Source organism: Pseudidiomarina aestuarii, assembly GCF_003987355.1.
GTDB lineage: Bacteria > Pseudomonadota > Gammaproteobacteria > Enterobacterales > Alteromonadaceae > Pseudidiomarina > Pseudidiomarina aestuarii.
The window spans coordinates 49,559-70,317 of sequence record NZ_PIPR01000005.1 but is presented as its reverse complement, the minus strand read 5'-3'; the positions used below and the strand labels follow the sequence as shown (position 1 = coordinate 70,317).

General features: G+C 48.8%; 15 protein-coding genes. 4 read left to right on the top strand and 11 right to left on the bottom strand.

Features of this window, described 5'->3' with window-relative positions; translation table 11 throughout:
* From CWE22_RS11720 to CWE22_RS11675, 10 genes are all read right to left on the bottom strand, one after another.
* A partial coding sequence (locus CWE22_RS11720; protein WP_169931680.1) for a beta strand repeat-containing protein occupies positions 1-2,552 on the bottom strand: 2,552 nt, incomplete at its 3' end.
* Between the two features lie 171 nt (positions 2,553-2,723).
* On the bottom strand, positions 2,724-5,630 hold the full coding sequence (locus CWE22_RS11715) for a TonB-dependent receptor plug domain-containing protein (protein ID WP_169931679.1): 2,907 nt from the start codon (positions 5,628-5,630) through the stop codon (positions 2,724-2,726).
* A gap of 280 nt (positions 5,631-5,910) precedes the next feature.
* Positions 5,911-6,705 (bottom strand): DUF481 domain-containing protein, encoded by a 795-nt coding sequence (locus tag CWE22_RS11710; protein ID WP_244596072.1) that lies wholly within the window; start codon positions 6,703-6,705, stop codon positions 5,911-5,913.
* A gap of 75 nt (positions 6,706-6,780) precedes the next feature.
* Positions 6,781-7,845 carry a class II fructose-bisphosphate aldolase gene (fba, locus tag CWE22_RS11705; protein ID WP_169931678.1) on the bottom strand — a complete coding sequence of 355 codons (1,065 nt, stop codon included), beginning with the start codon at positions 7,843-7,845 and terminating at the stop codon, positions 6,781-6,783.
* Between the two features lie 33 nt (positions 7,846-7,878).
* Positions 7,879-9,066 carry a phosphoglycerate kinase gene (locus tag CWE22_RS11700; protein ID WP_169931677.1) on the bottom strand — a complete coding sequence of 396 codons (1,188 nt, stop codon included), beginning with the start codon at positions 9,064-9,066 and terminating at the stop codon, positions 7,879-7,881.
* Between the two features lie 20 nt (positions 9,067-9,086).
* Complete coding sequence (gene epd, locus CWE22_RS11695) at positions 9,087-10,109, bottom strand: erythrose-4-phosphate dehydrogenase (RefSeq protein ID WP_169931686.1); 1,023 nt, start codon at positions 10,107-10,109, stop codon at positions 9,087-9,089.
* Positions 10,109-12,133 carry a transketolase gene (gene tkt, locus CWE22_RS11690; RefSeq protein ID WP_169931676.1) on the bottom strand — a complete coding sequence of 675 codons (2,025 nt, stop codon included), beginning with the start codon at positions 12,131-12,133 and terminating at the stop codon, positions 10,109-10,111. The genes epd and tkt overlap by 1 nt, the downstream gene beginning before the upstream one ends.
* 80 nt (positions 12,134-12,213) lie before the next feature.
* On the bottom strand, positions 12,214-13,362 hold the full coding sequence (metK, locus tag CWE22_RS11685; protein ID WP_169931675.1) for a methionine adenosyltransferase: 1,149 nt from the start codon (positions 13,360-13,362) through the stop codon (positions 12,214-12,216).
* 104 nt (positions 13,363-13,466) lie between these two features.
* Complete coding sequence (locus tag CWE22_RS11680; RefSeq protein WP_244596071.1) at positions 13,467-14,522, bottom strand: NAD(P)-dependent alcohol dehydrogenase; 1,056 nt, start codon at positions 14,520-14,522, stop codon at positions 13,467-13,469.
* Positions 14,522-16,363, bottom strand: a complete 1,842-nt coding sequence (locus CWE22_RS11675) for a M1 family metallopeptidase (RefSeq protein WP_211618716.1) — start codon at positions 16,361-16,363, stop codon at positions 14,522-14,524. Before CWE22_RS11675 ends, CWE22_RS11680 begins: the two co-directional genes overlap by 1 nt.
* A 135-nt stretch (positions 16,364-16,498) precedes the next feature.
* Between CWE22_RS11675 and rsmE the strand changes: the two genes are divergently transcribed.
* From rsmE to ruvX, 4 genes are all read left to right on the top strand, one after another.
* Positions 16,499-17,236, top strand: coding sequence for a 16S rRNA (uracil(1498)-N(3))-methyltransferase (gene rsmE, locus CWE22_RS11670; RefSeq protein WP_169931673.1), 738 nt, complete (start codon positions 16,499-16,501; stop codon positions 17,234-17,236).
* Positions 17,237-17,343: 107 nt separating this feature from the next.
* The gene (gene gshB, locus CWE22_RS11665) at positions 17,344-18,285 is read left to right on the top strand and encodes a glutathione synthase (protein WP_211618718.1); all 942 of its coding nucleotides are present in this window, start codon (positions 17,344-17,346) and stop codon (positions 18,283-18,285) included.
* 36 nt (positions 18,286-18,321) lie between these two features.
* A complete protein-coding gene (locus tag CWE22_RS11660; RefSeq protein ID WP_169931684.1) occupies positions 18,322-18,879 on the top strand; it encodes a YqgE/AlgH family protein in 558 nt (185 codons plus the stop codon).
* A gap of 6 nt (positions 18,880-18,885) precedes the next feature.
* Positions 18,886-19,317, top strand: coding sequence for a Holliday junction resolvase RuvX (gene ruvX / locus CWE22_RS11655; protein WP_169931671.1), 432 nt, complete (start codon positions 18,886-18,888; stop codon positions 19,315-19,317).
* On the opposite strand, the gene CWE22_RS11650 is transcribed toward ruvX, so the two are convergent.
* Positions 19,314-20,699, bottom strand: a complete 1,386-nt coding sequence (locus CWE22_RS11650) for a PhoH family protein (RefSeq protein WP_169931670.1) — start codon at positions 20,697-20,699, stop codon at positions 19,314-19,316. The genes ruvX and CWE22_RS11650 overlap by 4 nt on opposite strands.
* Positions 20,700-20,759 lie beyond the last annotated feature (60 nt).

Sequence of the window (20,759 nt, the reverse complement as noted above, 5' to 3'; positions counted from 1 at the left end):
GCAAGGCCATCCGCCGTGCCACCATCGCTTAAGTTAAAGCTGAAAATGTCGACCGCTTCACCAACCGTATCAACAGTTGAAGCCAGCGACGTGTTGTAGCTTGGACCGGCGGTCAGATTGCCATCCGAATCAACATTTGATGTTGTCACATCAAGTTTTGTGACGCCGCTCGTATTACTCTGGCCATCATTTACATATAGATAAACATCGTAGTCTGTTCCGCGCTCAAGACCGGTAACAACACGTGAGGTTATGAAAGGCTCAGAGCTGGCAGTAGGGATGTCTGCAAACAACAGGCGCTCTGGGCCACCAGAGAATGCCGCTTCCTGAAAAATGTCATTCGCAGTGACACTGCCTGCTCCGTCTAATGTCACCCCAATATAAAAGTTCGCAAATGCATCAAAATCCCCAGTTACTCGGAAACTGGTCTGAGTGATTTCGCTGATGGTCGGAGTACCATTCTCGAAGTTCGTAGGAATGTCGTCTACAACCGTCACACTAAATGCTTTTTCAAAACTCAAGCTACCAGCATCAGTAGCGCGAACTCGAACACTGTAGCTGCCATTAGCAAGAGCACCAGCGTCGTTAGCTCGCAAAGTGGTCCCATTAATATTAAACGAGCTGTTATTGGTATCTCCGGTGCCACTGACTAACGTATAGGTGTGGTTTGCATCATCGATGTCAGTGCTACTCAAAGTGCCTACCACTGCATTGGCACCGCCAGACTGGTTTACCGAAGCATTGCTCAGAGCAATATCTGTTGGCGCATCATTCAGAGCGAGGACGGTAACCGTAAAGGTATCTTCAACGAATAGACCACCTGCATCGGTGGCGCGAATCGTAATCGTGGCAGAGCCCGATGCATTCGCAGCATAACTTAACGTCAACACATCCGTGCTATTGTCGATCGACGCACCGACCACCGCTGTGTTGTTGTTGGCCTCGACACTGTAAATCAGGCTAGACGCATCAGTCTCAGCGTCCGTGAATCGGTTGGCGAGCGTAAACGTCGAGTTCCCTGAATCTTCACCCACGGAAAAGTTGTCAGCAATCGGATTGGAGACCGTCGGTGCTGTGTTTGATGTCCCAGTAGTGAAGTTTAAAAACTCCTTCTCGGTAAAGGGGACACGAATTTTACTAATGTTATCCAGCTTGCCAAGAATATAATTCTCATCATCAGTTGCAAATGTTCTGTCAAATGAAACGTAATACCTCGTGTTGTCCGCAAGCGTGACGGAACGGTTTATTGTTAGAGAGTTAGAACCAAAAGTAAGCCCTGCATCACTCGAGTTAATAGTCTCAACAATTGAATTATCGTCATACCTGTGGATATATAGATTGCCCGACCACGGATTAATAGAGCGCGATAATGACAATGTAATTGACGAATTGTTGTCTACGCCGGTGGCACCATTACTCGGTATTGTGGACAATACTCTGACTGGGTTTACGGTGTTTTCTAGATAAATATCTGCTTCACTACCAGCGCGTCGAATCCAAATATCTAGATCGCCATCGGCGTCTAGATCCGCGAAGCTACCGGATAGATTGAAAGCTGTATTAGCTGGTGTCGAACTTGAAAATGCTGAGAATGGATTATTGGCTGGATTCAAACTGAACGTTCCATTCCCATTATTCTGGCGGTAACTAACAGCGCCTCCGACTGCGTCTTGACTTGCTGTATCAAAATCACCATCACCGTCAAAATCACCGGCATATAAAACACCAGTGGATGCTGGAATATACTCAAGACCGGTCGGCAAAGTTCCAACAACTAAGGTTCCAGAGTCATTTCTTAAAAAAATATCATTTCCATCTCCGCCGATTCGTTGCCATATGTCTATATCACCATCACCATCAAAGTCTGCTGCAGTCGCACTAATATTCGGGGTATAGCCCGACGGAATGGAAGAGAGAAAATTTGAGAACGGGTTTCCAGAACTTGGATTGGTTGTAAACGTGCCATTACCGTTATTACGAAGAAACCAAGCAGGTCCAGAGGTCGACTCGATACCTGTAAAGTCTAGGTCGCCGTCGCCATCAAAATCGGCCATTAGCACTGCACCAGAACCGAATGCGTAAGTAAACTCAAGTCCAGCGGGCAGTGAAACACTCTCGTACACGCCATTGACATTCTCTAAGAGAGTATCGATACCGTTCAATTGACGATGCCAGATATCGAGATCACCATCATTATCGTAATCAAAAACTGACGTTAATGCTGAACTTGCAATAAACGTATTAACCCCAGAGCTGGTGAAATTGGCGAAAGGGTTGGGTGTAGGATTCACACTATAAGTACCATCACCATTATTTCGATAAAACGTAATCGCTCCGCCACCAGATGCCGTTGCTATGAAATCAACATCTCCATCGCCGTCGAAGTCACCATCACGCACACCGCCGGTTACATTACTGGTGAACTCCAGCCCTGTTGGAAGTGTTGCCGATTGATAGTCATTCACAGTCTGCGCTACTGCAGTCGACGAAAACAGTGCTACGAATGCACCAATAATAGTGGTTAGTCTGAGCGACTCGTTAAGGCGAGACATAAGCTCCTCCATGAGGATTTTCCGTTAATTTTACGTAAAGACAAACTATAGGCGAGGTAAACAAGAAAAAACAACTTTAATGGGACAAAATAATGTATTTGTTATACGAACTTGTATAAAAAAACCCGCGGCAAGCCGCGGGTTTTTAGTTTTTGTCTTTTGTTCAAGGGCTTAGAACTGATAAGACAAATTCACGAATGCACGGCGACCTAAGTAGTCATACTGTGAAGCGTAGATAGTGTTACCCGCTACAGCTACAGCAGAAGGACCGGCTTTAGGTGGCTGCTTGTCGAAGATGTTAGCCAGACCGAAGGTCACGTCTAAACCATCAAACAAGCGAGTTTGTGCGGATAATGCATGAACCACATACGTAGGTGTATCTGCAACAAAGTTCACAGTTTCACCGCGGTATTGCAACTCGTTACCGTTGGTATACAAGTAGTAGTTCGATGTTTTATCGACATAACGCGCGTTCCAGGTGAAAGTCCAATCATTCGTCATCAAGCTGGTATTCAACGTACCGATATGTTTCGGGTTGCTGATCCGGCCGATGAACGATACTGGATCGCTATCTGGGAACTGTTGGAATACACGTTCAATCTGGATCGTATGATTCAAAGTTGAACGTAATTGACCAATTGGCGTTTCCGCATTGAACGTAGTCACGATATCCACACCGCGAACTAACTGCTGTGCAACGTTGACATAACCACCGCGGACCGTATCGATGCCGTAGTCACCGTTGGTGCCGTCACGGCGTGTGATCTGGTCACAGAACGGCTCGTTATCGAAGTTTTCTGAGCCATAGCATAAGTTCAGTACGTTTGAACCACCTACGTTAGAGACTTGGTCGTCAATCGTTACTTTGTAGTAATCCACTGACGCTGCCCACATTTGCTCAGGGCTTTCCCAGATAAAACCAAAACCTTCAGAAACTGAGGTTTCAGCTTGCAGCTGACCAGCACCACCACCGGTGATTGAAGTCATAGAGCTACCGATACCAGCAATATATGACTCAGGGATACCTGCAGCCGCACAGTTTTCACGAATCAATGGGTTTTCTGATTCTACCCAGTTGATACATGGATCGATGTTCTGACCTAAGAAACCAGTTTGGTTGTCTAGGTAGAGTTCGAACAACGCTGGAGCACGGAACGAAGTACCGCGTGAAGCACGAGCGCGTAAACCGCCACCGATTGACCAGTTCATGCTGACTTTAAACGTGGTGTCGCTACCGTAAGCATCAACATCGGTCCAACGTGCAGAACCGGTTACATCTAATGATTCTACGAACGGTAAGTCACGTAATACAGGAGCTGAAAGCTCACCGTATACAGCTTTGGTTTTCGATTTACCAGCGGTAATACCAGCACCACTCAAGCCCCAAGAGTTACCACGCAGAGTTTCAACCCCTGGAGTGTCCTTGAGCTCATCCGTTTGATAGTAAATACCGACCGCAGTCGCTAATGGACCAGCTGGTAAATCAAGAATGTCACCTGTGATATATGCGTCAAACGTATCTTGTTTATAGATGGTGTTACCTACTTCATCACCAAACAAGAAGGCTTTGACGTCAGCTCCTGGGTTGCCGTTCATGTGATCCCAAGAGAACCAATCCACAGGTACACAGTCACGACCTGATAGCGGTGATTGCTCGCCTTCACACGGACCGGCACCGATCAAATTTAGCTGCGCCATGATCATAGAGTCGCGCAGAATAATCTTTTGAGCGTATTCACCTTTGTTGTATGAACGCTGGTAAGACATATCCCAGTTCCAGAAGCCAATTGAACCCTCGAGACCGATAACGCCACGAGTATAATCAACAGTGGTGGTGCTACCGAAGTGATCGGTAATCGCAACCGGTAATACTAATTCTGAACCCGACCAACCTTCCGCAAGGTTCAACGGCACAAAGCCGACGTCTGCAGTCCAGAATTGACGTGCACTATTAATCTCGGTTTCACGGCTGCTGTGTAGGAATTCACCATACAGCGACATGCTATCACCCAAGTCATAATCACCTTGGATAAAAGCAGAAGTAACGCTAGTTTCAGGAATCATACTCTGAGTTCTTTGGAACGGATGCTGACCATTCAACCAACCATCAGACTCTTTGTTCCAACCTGCCCAGTACCAACCAGCGGGAGCGTTATCAACGAACTGATCATTATAGAAATCGCTGCCTGCCTGAGGGAAACCGTAGCCCGTTTCATCGAATAGCAAACGACCGCCACCGAAACCACGATAAATTCCGTAACCTGTACCGTTACAGTGGAACTCTCCTGTGCGCGGATCGATTGGATCGGCACGCTCGCCTGTTTCAGGGTCAAAGAAATAACGCTCGTTACACGCGAAGTAATCGCGGTCTGCGCGCTGTAAACCAGTGTTCACGTTATGGTCGAGCACGATACGATATGAACCGTTGTCAAATGACTCACCGTAAGTGCCATTCAAGCGATAGGTTTCGCCGCCGCTATCCATTGGCTTGCTGCCACTGAAGTTTACGCTGGCGTCGTCGCCTTTTTTGGTGATGATGTTGATTACACCGGCAACCGCGTCAGAACCATACAGTGATGATGCACCATCTTTTAAGATTTCAACACGCTCAATGGCTGCTACTGGCAGCGAGTTCATGTCGTATGCAGCGACCTGACCACGCGTACCCGCAGGTCCAGCTCGACGGCCGTTCAACAAGACGAGGGTACGGTTCGCACCCAAACCACGCATTGAGATTGATTCGTTACCAGCACCACCGGCGGTTACGAAACCAACCGAGTAGGCAGAAATCAACTGGTCAGAACCAGCAGCGATGGTCGTTGTACGAAGTAATTCACCCAGAGTGCTCAAACCTTGTTCGGTTGCGAGCTCAGCACTGATGATTTCAATAGGAGTAGCGCTATCCAGGCCGTCGGTACGAATACGTGAACCAACAACTGTAATTCGTTCGGCGCTCTCAGCTTCTTCTTCTTGTTCGTCTTCCGCTTGCGCAAAAGCGGCACCAGACAACAACAGTGTTGAACTAGCGCCGAATGCCAATGCGATGCGAACAGATTTAGCGAGTCTGTTTGCTTTCATGGGAGATCCTTGGATTGTAATAACAAATTTTTATATTTATGTGTTTTACGAGCGCTAGTTGCCTAGACAACTTGAGCGTGCGCCCGCTAAGCGTTGGTCATTTAGGGAGAACAACCAAGGTTATAAAATGATAATGGTGGTCTGATGTCAACTATTTTATGACCAATATTTCAGATATGCGACGAAACGTAAGCAAGTGTGTCTAGCGGAGAATGTCTTATACAAATGATATAAAAAAAGCTGGCATCAGCCAGCTTTTTAATAGCGGAGTAAAATTTGATTAGAAGCTATACACCAGCGTTACCGCTGTCTCAGTATCCAGCTTTTCTAACGACTGATCTTCAAGATTCGAGTTGTGTGTACCAGCCACTGAGAATTTCAACGCGAGGCGACTATTGATATTCGCTGAAATCGAGAGCTCTGCGCGTGATTTCGTGTTCTCTTCGCCAATTTCAGATGCAACTAATGCGTTCAGTTTAGACGTTTTAGTAATGTCCCACACCACGTTACCGGCCAAACGCAAAATTGCGCTGCTTTCTTGATCTTGAATGATGCCGTTCACAATAGGCTTGTTAATGGAGTAACCTGGACCCGCCTCGTAATCTGCATACAAGGTAGGGCTGTAACGATATCTGGCACCATAACCAACCGCTACCGTTCCTTGGTAATCGTAACCACTGAAGCGATCTTCTTCATACGAACCAAACACAAATAGCGACGAGCGCGCCTCTGGAGAGAATTTGTAGTTCGATTGAGCTGAGATAAAGAACTTATCGCCCGTGACAATCGAATCTCCAGACGACTGGTCTTCTTGCTCCGAACGATAGTAATCAACGACCGCTTTGTGGCGCCAATTTTCATAGTCTCGCGAAGCATTTAATTTGGTTTTGAAGGTTTCGGTTTTGGTGTTCCCTGAGGTAAATAACAAACCGAGTTCAGCACTGGCTGCCCAATCTTTTTGCTCATCGACTTTGAGATCACTCGCATCGTCATACATAAAAATAGATGCATGTGTAGGTAGCGCGAGTCCACCGAACAACAATCCTATTGTGATTACAAATTTAGAAAACTTCACGGTCACCTCGCTATTCCTTTGGTCTGTTGCGTAAAGCGCAGTATAACGCGCACTTTACGCAATTTTAACCCTCAACTATTTCACTTGAGCGTTTAATTCGCCCTTTTCATAGCGTTTGAACATTTCTTCCAGCGAAAGTGCCTTGATTTTACTAGCCTGTCCCGCACAACCAAAGGCTTCGTAGCGCGCTCTACAAATTTCGTACATAGCGTCGGTCGAAGCTTTCAAGAATTTGCGTGGATCGAAGTTGCTGGTGTTCTGAGCCAAATGACGGCGAATGGCACCCGTTGATGCTAAGCGCAAGTCGGTATCGATGTTGACTTTACGCACGCCAAACTTGATGCCTTCGACGATTTGCTCAACCGGCACACCATAAGTTTCCGGCATTTCACCACCAAATTCATTGATGACCTTCAACCACTCTTGTGGTACCGATGATGACCCGTGCATCACCAAATGGGTGTTCGGAATGCGACGGTGAATTTCTTTGATTCGATCAATCGCCAGAATGTCGCCCGTTGGTGGGCGTGAGAATTTGTAAGCGCCATGTGAAGTGCCACAAGCGATCGCTAAGGCATCCACATTCGTTGCACGAACGAAGTCAGCTGCTTCTTCAGGATCCGTTAAAAGTTGGTCATGCGAGAGTTTACCCTCTGCACCGACGCCATCTTCTTCGCCTGCTTCACCGGTTTCCAGTGAGCCTAGGCAACCCAATTCACCTTCTACTGAAACACCACAAGCGTGCGCCATCGCAACAGTGGTCTTGGTGACATGAACGTTGTAGTCATAGTCGGCTGGCGTTTTACCATCTTCGCGCAACGAGCCGTCCATCATCACTGAGCTAAAGCCCAATTGAATTGACCGTTGGCAGACAGCCGGCGAGGTACCGTGATCTTGATGCATGACCACCGGGATATGCGGCCATTCTTCGATAGCAGCTAAGATCAAGTGACGCAAGAATGGTGCGCCTGCATAGCTTCGTGCGCCAGCTGAGGCCTGCACGATAACTGGGCTGTCGGTCGCATCCGCAGCTTCCATAATGGCGCGCATTTGCTCTAAATTGTTGACGTTAAAAGCTGGAACACCGTAACCATGCTCTGCTGCATGGTCGAGCATTTGACGCAATGAAATCAATGCCATGAGAAATCGTCTCCTTCGTTATGTTCGGCTGTTTTAGCCGTTGAGCGCGCGTTCTTCCAGAATCGCGACTGCGGGTAATTGTTTGCCTTCGAGAAACTCTAGGAAGGCGCCACCACCGGTGGAAATATAACTGATTTTATCAGCGATGCCATACTTATCAATGGCTGCGAGGGTGTCGCCACCGCCGGCAATACTGAACGCTTTGCTGTTGGCAATCGCATCGGCAAGGGCATGAGTGCCCTGCCCAAACTGGTCAAACTCAAACACACCAACGGGACCATTCCAGACAATAGTGCCCGCCTTTGCGATGAGTTCCGCAAATGCTGCAGCGGTATTCGGGCCGATATCAAAAATCATATCGTCTGCTGCCACCGCGTCGACCGCTTTGGTTTCTGCCGGTGTGTCAGCGCTGAAGGCTTTGCCGGTGACCACGTCCGTAGGTACCGGAATCGACGCACCTTTCGCTGTAGCGGCTGCAACTAAACGCCGTGCTTCTGGCACTAAGTCGTCTTCACACAGTGATTTGCCAACTTCATGACCAGCCGCTTTGATAAAGGTATTAGCAATACCACCACCGACAATCAACTGATCAACGACCGTCGACAATGAATCCAATACGGTTAATTTAGTCGATACTTTCGAGCCACCCACAATGGCAACCAACGGCCGAGCTGGGTTTGCTAATGCTTTACCGAGTGCATCCAATTCAGCTGCCAGCAAAGGACCGGCGCAAGCGACTTCGGCATACTTCGCAACACCATGGGTAGACGCTTGAGCACGGTGCGCAGTGCCAAATGCGTCCATGACAAATACATCACAAAGAGCTGCTAGCTGCTGCGCTAGCGTGTCATCATTCTTCTTTTCGCCTGGGTTGAAGCGCACATTTTCAAACACCACCACTTCGCCCGCCGCCACATCAACGCCATTCAAATAGTCCGTCGCGAGCCGAACCGGCACCGCCAAAGCTTCATTCAAGTAATCAACCACCGGCTGCAGCGAGAATTCCGCGGCATAAACGCCCTCTTCCGGACGGCCAAGATGGGACATAACCATCACTTTTGCGCCTTTATCTAAGGCTTTTTGGATCGTCGGAATGGCGGCTTTGAGTCGTGCATCTGAGGTGACTTTACCCTGTTCGACCGGCACGTTTAAATCCTCGCGAATAAGCACTCGCAGGCCATCTAAATCAAGATCGTCCATTGTAATCACAGCAGTTGACATCGGCAGTCCTCGTCAGGTCATTATTGAGATTGAATCAGTGCGTCTGCGGTATCGAGCATGCGATTCGCAAAGCCCCACTCGTTATCGCACCAACATAAAACTTTAATCAGTCGTTTATCTGCCACACGTGTTTGGGTGGCGTCGACAATACTCGAGCGTGGATCATGATTAAAATCGATCGACACCAATGGCTCATCCACATACCCCAACACCCGTGAGAGTGGTCCGCGGGCTGCAGCAGCAAGCACTGCGTTGACCTTGTCGATACTAACTTCGGTATTCACCGTGACACTCAAGTCCATCGCAGTAACATTGGTTGTCGGCACACGCACCTGAATCGCTTCAAAGCGCCCTGCGAATTTCGGCATGATACGCTCAATGCCTCGCGCCAGCCGTGTATCCACCGGAATAATCGAACGACTTGCTGCTCGTGCGAGGCGTGGGTCTTGATGATAAGCATCAATGACTTGTTGATCATGCATGGCTGCGTGAATGGTCGTGATGGCGCCGCTATCAATTCCGAAAGCTTCGTCCAATACTTTGATCACCGGCACGATGCAGTTGGTGGTACAAGAACCATTCGACACAATCCGATGCGCTGGCCTTAATTGGTCGGTATTCACGCCAAAAATTGCCGTAAAGTCGACGTCCGGGTCGCCAGGATGTGAAAACAAGACTTTTGGAATACCCAGTTCAAGATAGTGCTCGCCATCGGCATGACTTCCGTGAACTCCGGTACAATCAAGCACGGCATCCAACTCTAGTTCACGCCACTCCAGATCCACAATTTCGCTGTCTGCGGAAATTCGGATTAAGTCAGAGCCAATTTGCAAGCGGTGCTCACTTGGAGTGGTGACCGGATGCATAAACCGGCCGTGACTCGAATCATATTTAAGTAAATGCGCCATGGAGCCAACTGGGGCCAATTCATTGATCGCGACTATCTCCATTGAGTCACGATAGCCACGCTCGTAAAGCGCTCGAACGACGCTGCGTCCGATCCGACCAAAGCCATTAATAGCGATACGAGCGCGACGATTCATCATACGTTTAGCAACTCACGAGCAACCGACACTATGTTCTCTGGAGTAAATCCAAAATGTTTGAACAAATCACCGGCGGGAGCAGACTCACCAAAGGTTGTCATGCCCACAACACGACCTTGCAAACCTACATATTTGTACCAGTAATCAGCAATGCCGGCTTCTACAGCAACACGCTTGGTCACCTGCGGTGGCAAAACTGCTTGGCGATAAGCCACTGGCTGGGCGTCAAACACATCCGTCGATGGCATCGACACGACGCGCACAGCATGACCTTGCGCTTGCAAGGTCTTCGCGGCAGCCATAGTAATCGCGACTTCTGACCCCGTTGCGATAAAAATCAAATCAGGCGTGCCTTTGCCTTCAACCATGCTATCGAGCAAGATATAACCACCACGGGCGATATCCTTCAACTGCGCATCGGTACGCGGCTGTTGAGCGAGGTTTTGGCGACTGAAAATCAACGCCGACGGTCCATGTTTACGTTGCAAAGCTGCCTTCCACGCAACAGCTGACTCCACTTGGTCACATGGACGCCAGGTACTCATATTTGGCGTCATGCGCAAACTCGCAGTTTGCTCAACCGGTTGGTGCGTCGGCCCGTCTTCCCCTAAGCCGATAGAGTCGTGGGTGTAGACAAAAATACTGCGTTGCTTCATCAGCGCCGCCATCCGCACCGCATTGCGTGCGTACTCCATAAACATCAAGAAAGTCGCACCGTAAGGTACTAACCCACCATGCAATGCCACGCCATTCATAATCGCCGACATACCAAATTCGCGAACGCCGTAATAAACGTAGTTCCCGCTCGCATCATCCGCCGTAATACCTTTGCTACCGCTCCAGATGGTGAGGTTGGAACCTGCTAGGTCAGCTGAACCGCCGAGTAATTCGGGTAATAACGGACCGTAGCTATTCAATGTATTTTGTGAGGCTTTACGACTGGCGATATCTGCCGGCTCGGCTTGCAGTTTGGCAATAAAAGCTTGAGCTTGCTGCTCAAAGTTGGCCGGTAAATCACCCGCCATACGGCGAGTAAACTCCGCTGCTAAAGCTGGGTGCGCCTCTTGGTAGGCCGCAAAACGTGTGTTCCATGCTGCTTCGGCTTGCTCGCCAGCCACTAGGGCTGACCAACCACCATAAATGTCTTCAGGAATTTCAAATGGTCCATACTCCCAATTCAGTTGCTTGCGAGCTGCGGCAATTTCATCAGCACCTAATGGCGCGCCATGACAGCTTTCCGAACCTTGTTTATTGGGTGCACCAAAACCAATAATAGTTTTACAAATAATCAGTGTCGGCTTGGCAGTTTCAGCGCGCGCCGCCTCGATGGCCGCTTTTACTTCCGCACTGTTATGACCGTCGACCGCTGGAATCACTTGCCAGCCATAGGATTCAAATCGCTTAGCGGTGTCATCGGTGAACCAACCTTCTACTTCACCGTCAATCGAGATGCCATTGTCATCGTAAAAAGCAATCAGTTTACCTAAACCGAGTGTACCTGCTAATGAGCAGGCCTCGTGAGAAATACCTTCCATCAAACAGCCATCACCTAAAAACGTATAGGTGAAGTGGTCCACGATGTCATGTCCATCACGATTAAACTGCGCCGCTAATACTTTTTCCGCTAATGCCATGCCCACAGCATTGGTTACGCCCTGTCCGAGCGGACCGGTCGTGGTTTCAATACCCGGTGCATAACCGTACTCAGGGTGACCAGGGGTTTTCGAATGCAATTGACGGAAATTCTTCAACTCGTCAATCGGCAAATCATAGCCGGTCAAATGCAATAATGAGTAAATCAGCATGGAGCCGTGGCCGTTCGACAACACAAAACGGTCGCGGTCTGCCCAAGAGGGGTTCGCAGGGTTATGTTTGAGGTAGTCACGCCAGAGCACTTCGGCAATGTCTGCCATCCCCATGGGTGCGCCAGGATGGCCTGAATTAGCCTGTTGAACCGCATCCATGCTCAAAGCACGAATTGCGTTGGCTAAAATTTTCCGATCAGTGCATACAGCTGTCATAACCAAACCCCGAATTTGCGGTAAATTGAATTTGCGGATTGTGTGCGCGTATTCTCCACAATTCGGGGCTTGTAAGCAAATTAGATGTCAGCTCGCAACGCCTCAGCTTTGTCGGTTTGCTCCCATGGAAACTCGTTACGACCAAAGTGACCATAAGCTGCTGTAGCCTGATAAATGGGGCGTTCGAGATCGAGCATTTTGATTAAACCATAGGGGCGTAAATCAAAGTGCTTGCGCACTAAAGCGATCAAACGCTCTTCTTCATACGCTGAGGTACCGAACGTTTCGATGCTAATTGAGGTCGGCTCTGCAACACCAATGGCATAGGAAACTTGAATTTCACAGCGTTCTGCCAGACCTGCAGCTACCAAGTTTTTCGCCACATAACGCGCAGCATAAGCGGCACTGCGATCCACCTTCGAGGGGTCTTTACCTGAGAATGCACCACCGCCGTGACGCGCCATACCGCCATACGTATCGACGATAATTTTTCGGCCGGTTAAACCACAGTCGCCCATAGGCCCACCGATCACGAATTTACCGGTTGGGTTGATGTGAATCTTCTTACTATCTTGCGGGAACCATTCAGCCGGTAGTACAGGCTTCAAGATCGTCTCGATAACGGCTTCGCGCAGATCTTTTTGGCTAATCGATTCTTGGTGTTGCGTCGACAACACAACGGTATCAATACCGACCGGCTTGCCATCCTCGTAGACGAAAGTCAGCTGACTTTTTGCATCGGGACGTAACCATGGCAATGTGCCATCTTTGCGCACTTCAGCTTGGCGCTGCACCAGTCGATGCGCATAGGTAATTGGTGCTGGCATCAACACATCCGTTTCATTCGACGCGTAACCAAACATTAACCCTTGGTCGCCCGCTCCTTGTTCTTCTGGATGCGCACGATCAACGCCTTGATTGATATCTGGTGATTGCTTTCCAATGGCATTCAAAACCGCACAAGATGCGCCATCAAAACCCATATCGGAATGCACGTAACCGATTTCACGAACCGTATTCCGCGCGATCTCTTCGATATCGACCCAAGCATTGGTGGATACTTCGCCACCGACCAAAACCATGCCCGTTTTTACATAGGTTTCACAGGCCACGCGAGCGCGCGGATCTTGTGTGAGAATTGCATCAAGGACAGCATCAGAAATCTGATCCGCGATTTTATCTGGATGTCCTTCAGAAACAGATTCAGAGGTGAATAAGTGGCGTGCCATGCAAAGAGTACCTGTATTGATTCAAGGAATAACTTGAGAATAAAAAGTGGGCGTAGTGTACGCAAACTACGCCCACATTTCTAGTTTTAGACGTCTAAAAGTCTTTATTGCTGTTTCAATGATTTCATATCAATGACAAATCGATACTTCACATCACTTTTCAGCATCCGCTCATACGCGTCATTAATTTCATCGATATCAATCATTTCGATATCAGACGTAATGTTATGCTTGGCACAGAAGTCCAACATATCCTGCGTTTCGCGAATACCACCAATCAATGAGCCAGCCAGTGACCGACGTTTGAAAATGAGGTTCGCAACACTCGGTGATGGATGTGGCGAAGCGGGCACACCAACCAAAGTCATGGTGCCGTCTAAGCGCAATAATTCCATGTACGCATCGAGATCATGTGGCGCGGCCACAGTATTCAAAATGAAGTCTAATCGATTGCGCCAGGCTTTCATTTGGTCTTCGTCTTTCGAAATCACGACGTGGTCTGCACCCAAACGTTTCGCATCGTCAACTTTGCCAGGCGATGTGGTAAATAACACCACTTCAGCACCCATAGCTTTGGCGATTTTCACTGCCATGTGACCCAGTCCACCGAGTCCAACAACACCCACTTTGTGACCTTTGGTGACGCCCCAATGGTGCAGTGGTGAATAGGTGGTGATACCCGCACATAACAATGGAGATACCGCAGCAAGATCTTGATCGTCAGCAATTTTCAGCACGAAATCTTCGCGCACGACAACACGGTTTGAGTAACCGCCATAAGTGGCACCACCGAGATGTTTGTCTTCACCGTTGTACGTGGCGACAAAGCCGTTCTCACAATATTGTTCGTGCCCTTGCTCACAGCTGATACAGGTACCACATGAATCGACCATGCAACCTACACCCACTTTGTCACCAACTTTGTATTTGGTGACGTCGTTACCAACGCGCGTGACCGTGCCGACAATTTCATGACCGGGTAGACAAGGGAAGACGGTACCGCCCCACTCATCGCGAGCTTGATGGAGATCAGAGTGACACACTCCGCAATAAGCAATTTCAATTTCAACATCGTCAGCCTTCGGCTCACGACGTTCAAACTCAAAATAACTCAACGGTTTGTCTGCTGCGCGAGCGGCGTATCCAATTGCTTTTGCCATTATTCATCCCCTTCTTGATATAAAATTGCTTCATTGACCGATTGGGTCAGTGGGTGATAGCCAGAGCGTGCCTCTTGATAGACTTCGCGAGCCCATTTCAGATTATCTGGAGTACGAGCCAACTCGCGATATAAAGGCGCCACTAACTTGTTCCGACCAATGGATAACAGGTAGCTACGCAAACGCTCACGCGCTGGTTCATATTTTTTAATGATAGACAGCTTTAACCAAGCGTGCGCAATTTCTGCATTATCACTGGTGGTGAGCGCATACTCACGATCTAAGCGCGCCAAGTTCACTGCCGAGATGTCGAGCGGTAAGTTGTTGATAAAATGAAGCCATTCGTGCGTGGTCCATTCTGTGGTTTGCAATTGGCCACCTTTCAACCAAACCATCATTTGCTTTTCAACCTGCTCAAAGGCATCAGAAGTCGGGCGTGGCGCATCTTCTGGCAGACCTTCACCATGAATCCACTCGTCCACCTTCTCCATGCTCACCACACCAGGATTTTGCGCGAGTAAGTTTTGCTGCAGATAGTTTTTGAATTGTTCGGTAGAGATACTTTGGAACGCAAAAGCATCAAAATAATCTCGGAGGAATGCATCAAAAACATCACGACCAAACTTTTCCTCCAAATACACGAGGAACAATTGTCCTTTCACGTATGGGATTTGTGAAAATACGTCGTCTGGATGACGGGTGCCGAGATCAATATTCATGACAGTATCAGCAGGCGCTAGCGTTTCTAGGTCACCGAGTAAGTCTTGATAACCCAACGCCAGCTCCATTTGCGCACGACGCTTGCCAAAAATAGCCTCCATGATGCGATTTTCAACGTAACTGGTGAAACCCTCGTTGATCCATAAATCGCGCCAGCTGGCATTGGTGACTAAGTTGCCAGACCAAGAGTGCGCCAACTCGTGCGCAATTAAGTTGATGAGGCTGCGATCACCCGAGACTACTGTTGGGGTGATGAAGCTCAAACGCGGGTTTTCCATGCCACCAAAAGGAAAACTGGGTGGCAGCACCAATAGGTCATAACGATCCCAACGATACGGCCCGTACATTGCCTCGGTCACTTCAATCATTTTGGGAGTGTCCGCCCATTCCCAAGCCGCATCATCAATGATGTAAGACTCAGCAAAGACAGCCACTTTGTCGCTGATGGATTTTACTTCGAGATCACCCACCGCAATAGCAATGAGGTAAGGCGGGATCGGTTGTGGCATGGATAACTCATAGGCATCACTACGTTCTGCCGTCAGCGCGTTATCAGCGCTCATCACTGCGCGCAATTGATCCGGTGTTCGAATGGTTGCGTCATAAGTGAGTCGCAGTGCTGGCGTATCTTGAATTGGAATCCAACTGCGCGCGTGAATGGGTTGTGATTGGCTAAACATAAAGGGATGTTTTTTCCCTGCTGTCTGCTCTGGCGTCAACCATTGCAGGCCACTCGCTGTCGGTGCCGTTTCATAGTGAATACGGACTTTTTCGCTGGAGTCACCTACTTGAATCGTGAGTTTTTGGCCTAATGTTTCATGCGGCTCCGCAAGGGTGAACGGGGTCTCTTGCCATTTATCATTCAACCACAGCTCAGTTTTATGAATGGTAAGATCGCTGGTATCCAAAACCAGCTCATCTGCATCGGCGTGACGAGAAACATTATAAGTGGCGGTGCCCTCAAGTTGCTTTTCAGCAAAGTTCACAGTCAAATCTAACTCTAAATGTGGGGTACTTACGCGATCAAGCTCAGCAAAACTATGTTGATCTTCTGCCTGAACGGTAGCACTGAGTGTCATTCCACTGACTACAATGCTCGACAATAATAAGAGTCTCGACATCGACCTGTATCTCCTCATGTAAGTGACGATTTTATAAATACGATAAGTGACTAGCTTTTAACGATTGGCTATTAGCACGGCATACTCGGGTGATGTTACTATGCAGTTAACCAATGACCGACTGAAAGAACGAGCATGCGAATTCCGCGAATTTATCATCCAGCCGAACAGCCACTGACTATTGCGACTCAGTATACGCTGTCTGATGATGCTGCCAACCATGTTGGCCGAGTTCTGCGTATGCAAGTCGGCGATCCCCTGCAATTGTTTACCGGAAACGGCTATTTATATACTGCAGTCATTACGACTGTGAGCAAAAAATCGGTCACCGTTGAGGTTAATGACCAGCAGATGGTTACGAACGAATCACCGATTGCCGTGCATCTCGGTCAAGCGATCTCTCGAGGGGATCGGATGGACTTTGTGTTGCAGAAATCGGTAGAACTGGGGGTGACGAGTATCACTCCGTTGTTTACTGAGCGCTGTGGCGTCAAATTAAGTGGTGATCGGCTCGAGAAAAAAGTACAACAGTGGCAAAAAATCGTTATTGCCGCCTGCGAGCAGTCGGGTCGCGCCAGAGTGCCGACAGTGCATCACCCAGTGACACTAGCGGCTTGGTTTGCGCAATTGGAGCCAGCATTGCGTTTAACCTTAGATCCCTATGCCCAGCGACCATTGCGAGAAATGGAACTGATTGATCGCAAAGTACAGCTGGTGATTGGGCCCGAAGGTGGCTTTACTGAAGAAGAAGTTGCGCTCACCGCGGCGCATGACTTTATCCCGGTCAAGCTGGGACCGCGGGTACTGCGCACCGAAACCGCAGCACTGGCAGCGCTGAGCGTACTGCAATACCAGTTCGGCGATTTAAGCTAAACCCAAGAGCGCTATTAGCTATTGGTTACTGGTTACTAGAAAAGACGAAAACTGCGCTCGACTTACGAGTAACGAATAACAAGTAACGCTCTTTTTATTACGAGGTGATTATGAAGTTAGCGATGATTATGGACCCCATGGCCAGTGTCAAAACGTACAAAGACACTAGCTTTCGGCTGCTGCTGGAGGCGCAGTCGCGTGGCTACGAAGTTTTTTACCTCGAGATGCAGGACCTGTCGATTGTTCTCGGTGAGCCGATGGCTCGCGCTAAGCCTGTGACGGTGAAAGATCAAGCTGAGAACTTCTACCAGTTTGGTGACACTATCGACTGTTCGTTGGCGGACTTTGACGTCATCATGATGCGCAAAGACCCGCCGTTCGACACTGAATATGTCTATGCTACTTATATGCTCGAGCTTGCTGAGCAACGCGGAACTTTGGTCGTGAACAAGCCGCAAAGCCTACGTGATTGTAATGAGAAGTTATTTACCGCGTGGTTTTCAGAGCATACGCCACCAACTATTGTTACGCGGCGCGCTGAACAGATTCGTGCGTTCCATAAGGAACATAAAGATATTATCCTCAAGCCATTGGATGGCATGGGTGGCGCCTCTATTTTCCGCGTTGGCAACGATGGTCAAAACCTCGGTGTCATTATCGAAACGTTGACAGCACATGGCAATCGCTATTGTATGGTGCAGCGTTACATGCCAGAAATTAAAGATGGCGATAAGCGCATTCTGATTATCAACGGTGAGGCGATGCCATATTCCTTGGCTCGTGTTCCCTCGGCTGGTGAAACGCGTGGCAATTTAGCCGCGGGTGGCAGTGGCCGGCCACAGCCTTTAAGCGAGAGCGACTGGGCTCTGGCCCGCGCAGTGGGCCCGGAACTGAAAAGGCGTGGTTTATTACTCGTCGGATTGGACGTGATTGGTGATCGCATCACTGAAATTAACGTGACCAGCCCAACCTGTATGCGCGAAATTGAAGGTGCCTATGATATTAATATTGCCGCGAAGCTGTTCGAAGCCATTGAAGCTTTGCGCTAACACAGACTAAAGAGTTGTATTGAGCCTATGGAAACACTGTCGAGCCTACAAAATCACTTTTTGATTGCGATGCCCACTCTTGATGACCCGTTTTTTCAACGTTCGGTTACCTATATTTGTGAGCACAACGAAGATGGCGCGATGGGTTTAGTCGTCAATCAACCCGTCGACCTCACCGTCGGTGGTCTCCTCAAGCAACTTGAAATTGTTGTGCCGGACGCATCGAAAACGCTTGACCTTCCCGTGTACGCGGGAGGTCCTTTGGCTCGTGACCGCGGTTTCGTATTACATGCACCCGTAGACCATTGGCGCAGCTCACTCCGGCTCAGTGATGATTTCATGATCACTACCTCCAAAGACATTCTCGAGTCGATGGGGCAAGGTACGCCGCCCGACAAATTTATTCTCACCCTCGGTTATGCGGGTTGGGATGCTGGACAACTCGAGCAGGAATTGGCGGAGAATAGTTGGTTAACCATTCCGGCCGACCCGGACATTTTGTTTAATACCCCGGTTCGTGAGCGCTGGCAAAAAGCCGCTGCGCGACTCGGCATTGATGTTTGGCAACTAGGACCCGATGTTGGGCATGCTTAAAAATAGATGAGCGTCATTATAGGATTTGATTTCGGGACTCATAGCATTGGTGTTGCTGTAGGGCAAACCATCACTGGTAGCGCGCAGCCTATAGCAGCGTTACGTGCCAAAGAGGGTCAGCCCGAGTGGTCCGCTGTCGAGAAGATTTTCCGTGAATGGCAACCTCAGCGCTTAGTAGTCGGGTTACCGCTAAACATGGATGGAACGGAGCAGCCATTGACTGATCTCGCGCGCAAATTTGCGAATCGACTGCATGGCCGCTTTGGTCTACCTGTTGATCTACAAGATGAACGACTGACAACTGTTGCTGCGCGCGAGGAGTTATTTGCCAGCGGTGGCTATAAACAGTTGAGTAAAGGTAAGGTGGACAGCGCCGCTGCCCAACTTATCCTGCAAGATTACTTATCCTCTGCTGAATCTCAGAGTAAGCAGCCTTAGAGATTTTCTTCCGCGTACTGAGCCAGATTACTGCGCACTACACCATTGAGATTCACAGTCGCACTGCCTGGATAGTCTTTAAAACGCTCCACAATGTAGGTCAACCCCGAGGTGACCGCCGTCAAATAGTAGCTGTCTATTTGCGCGAGGTTACCGGAGCAGATAATTTTGGTTCCAGTACCGCAGCGGGTAATAATCGTCTTCAGCTGTGACGCAGTTAGGTTTTGCGACTCATCCAAAATGACGATGGCATTCTGAATACTACGTCCACGCATAAAATTCAGTGACTTCAGCTGGATATTGGCTTTGTTCATGATGTAATTCATGCTCGATTCCATGCTTTCATCATGCTTGTGTAGTACTTCTAAGGAATCGGTGATGGCCGCTAACCAAGGCGCCATCTTCTCCTCTTCAGTGCCGGGCAGGTAACCAATCGATTCGGCAATCTCCGGCGTGTTCCGCGTGACAATGATCTTTTCATAAATACCTTGCTCCACCACCATTTCTAGGGCCGCAGCGAGTGCCAGTAACGTTTTCCCACTACCCGCAGGTCCAGTTAAAATAACCAAGTCAATGGTCGGATCCAGTAGCGCGTTCATTGCCATCGCTTGATAGATATTCTTCGGCTGAATGCCCCATGCTTTATAAGACATCATGCGGTCATAGCCGAGGTCATGTAAGCGTACGACTTCGTTGTCATAAGCGACGACTTTGGCAGCAAAGGTTTCACTCTCATCAATCACATATTGATTGCGAAATGCGCCGGGCAGAATCGTTCGGTCTACCTCATGAAAGGTCTCACGGCCTTCCTGCACACTCTCTACATCGCCAACTTTGGCCCAGAAATCACCCTCAATTTCGACAAATCCCTTCGATAAGTAGCGAATATCGTCAATGAGCTGGTCAGTACGGTAATCCTCAACGTACTTGACCCCAGCCCCCTTCGCCTTCAACCGCATGTTGATGTCTTTCGTGACCAACACCACTTTACTGTCTTTAAATTTCTTCTGCAGTTCCAATGCCGACTGAATGATGCGGTGGTCGTTCTCAGATAAATTAAGCACCGCTTCGGTTTGCTTCAATGCGTAATCTGGGAAGATAGCCAGCGTGCCTTGCGCGTGATGGGCACCCTGCATGTTACTCAACGGCACACCTTCAAGAATTTGCTCTGGAGTGGCATCTTTTAACGCGTCTTCAAGTGAACGAATGGCGACTCGAGCTTCACGACTGACATCTTTATTGCGGTCTTTGATGTTATCGAGTTCTTCCAGGACAACCATGGGTATGATGACGTTGTGTTCTTCGAAATTCAGGAAAGCGAGCGGTTCGTGTAGGAGGATATTCGTGTCGAGCAGATAGTACTTGGAGTGTTTTTCAGTCATGCGTAACCTCAAGCAGCAGTGTTCTTCTATAATTATTTTCACGTGCCTTACACAATTAAG

Coding starts and splice junctions, on each gene's coding strand:
- CWE22_RS11715 (WP_169931679.1), bottom strand. CDS start 5,630: ATGAAAGCAAACAGACTCGCTAAATCTGTTCGCATCGCATTGGCATTC.
- fba (WP_169931678.1), bottom strand. CDS start 7,845: ATGGCATTGATTTCATTGCGTCAAATGCTCGACCATGCAGCAGAGCAT.
- CWE22_RS11700 (WP_169931677.1), bottom strand. CDS start 9,066: ATGTCAACTGCTGTGATTACAATGGACGATCTTGATTTAGATGGCCTG.
- epd (WP_169931686.1), bottom strand. CDS start 10,109: ATGAATCGTCGCGCTCGTATCGCTATTAATGGCTTTGGTCGGATCGGA.
- tkt (WP_169931676.1), bottom strand. CDS start 12,133: ATGACAGCTGTATGCACTGATCGGAAAATTTTAGCCAACGCAATTCGT.
- metK (WP_169931675.1), bottom strand. CDS start 13,362: ATGGCACGCCACTTATTCACCTCTGAATCTGTTTCTGAAGGACATCCA.
- CWE22_RS11680 (WP_244596071.1), bottom strand. CDS start 14,522: ATGGCAAAAGCAATTGGATACGCCGCTCGCGCAGCAGACAAACCGTTG.
- CWE22_RS11675 (WP_211618716.1), bottom strand. CDS start 16,363: ATGTCGAGACTCTTATTATTGTCGAGCATTGTAGTCAGTGGAATGACA.
- rsmE (WP_169931673.1), top strand. CDS start 16,499: ATGCGAATTCCGCGAATTTATCATCCAGCCGAACAGCCACTGACTATT.
- ruvX (WP_169931671.1), top strand. CDS start 18,886: ATGAGCGTCATTATAGGATTTGATTTCGGGACTCATAGCATTGGTGTT.
- CWE22_RS11650 (WP_169931670.1), bottom strand. CDS start 20,699: ATGACTGAAAAACACTCCAAGTACTATCTGCTCGACACGAATATCCTC.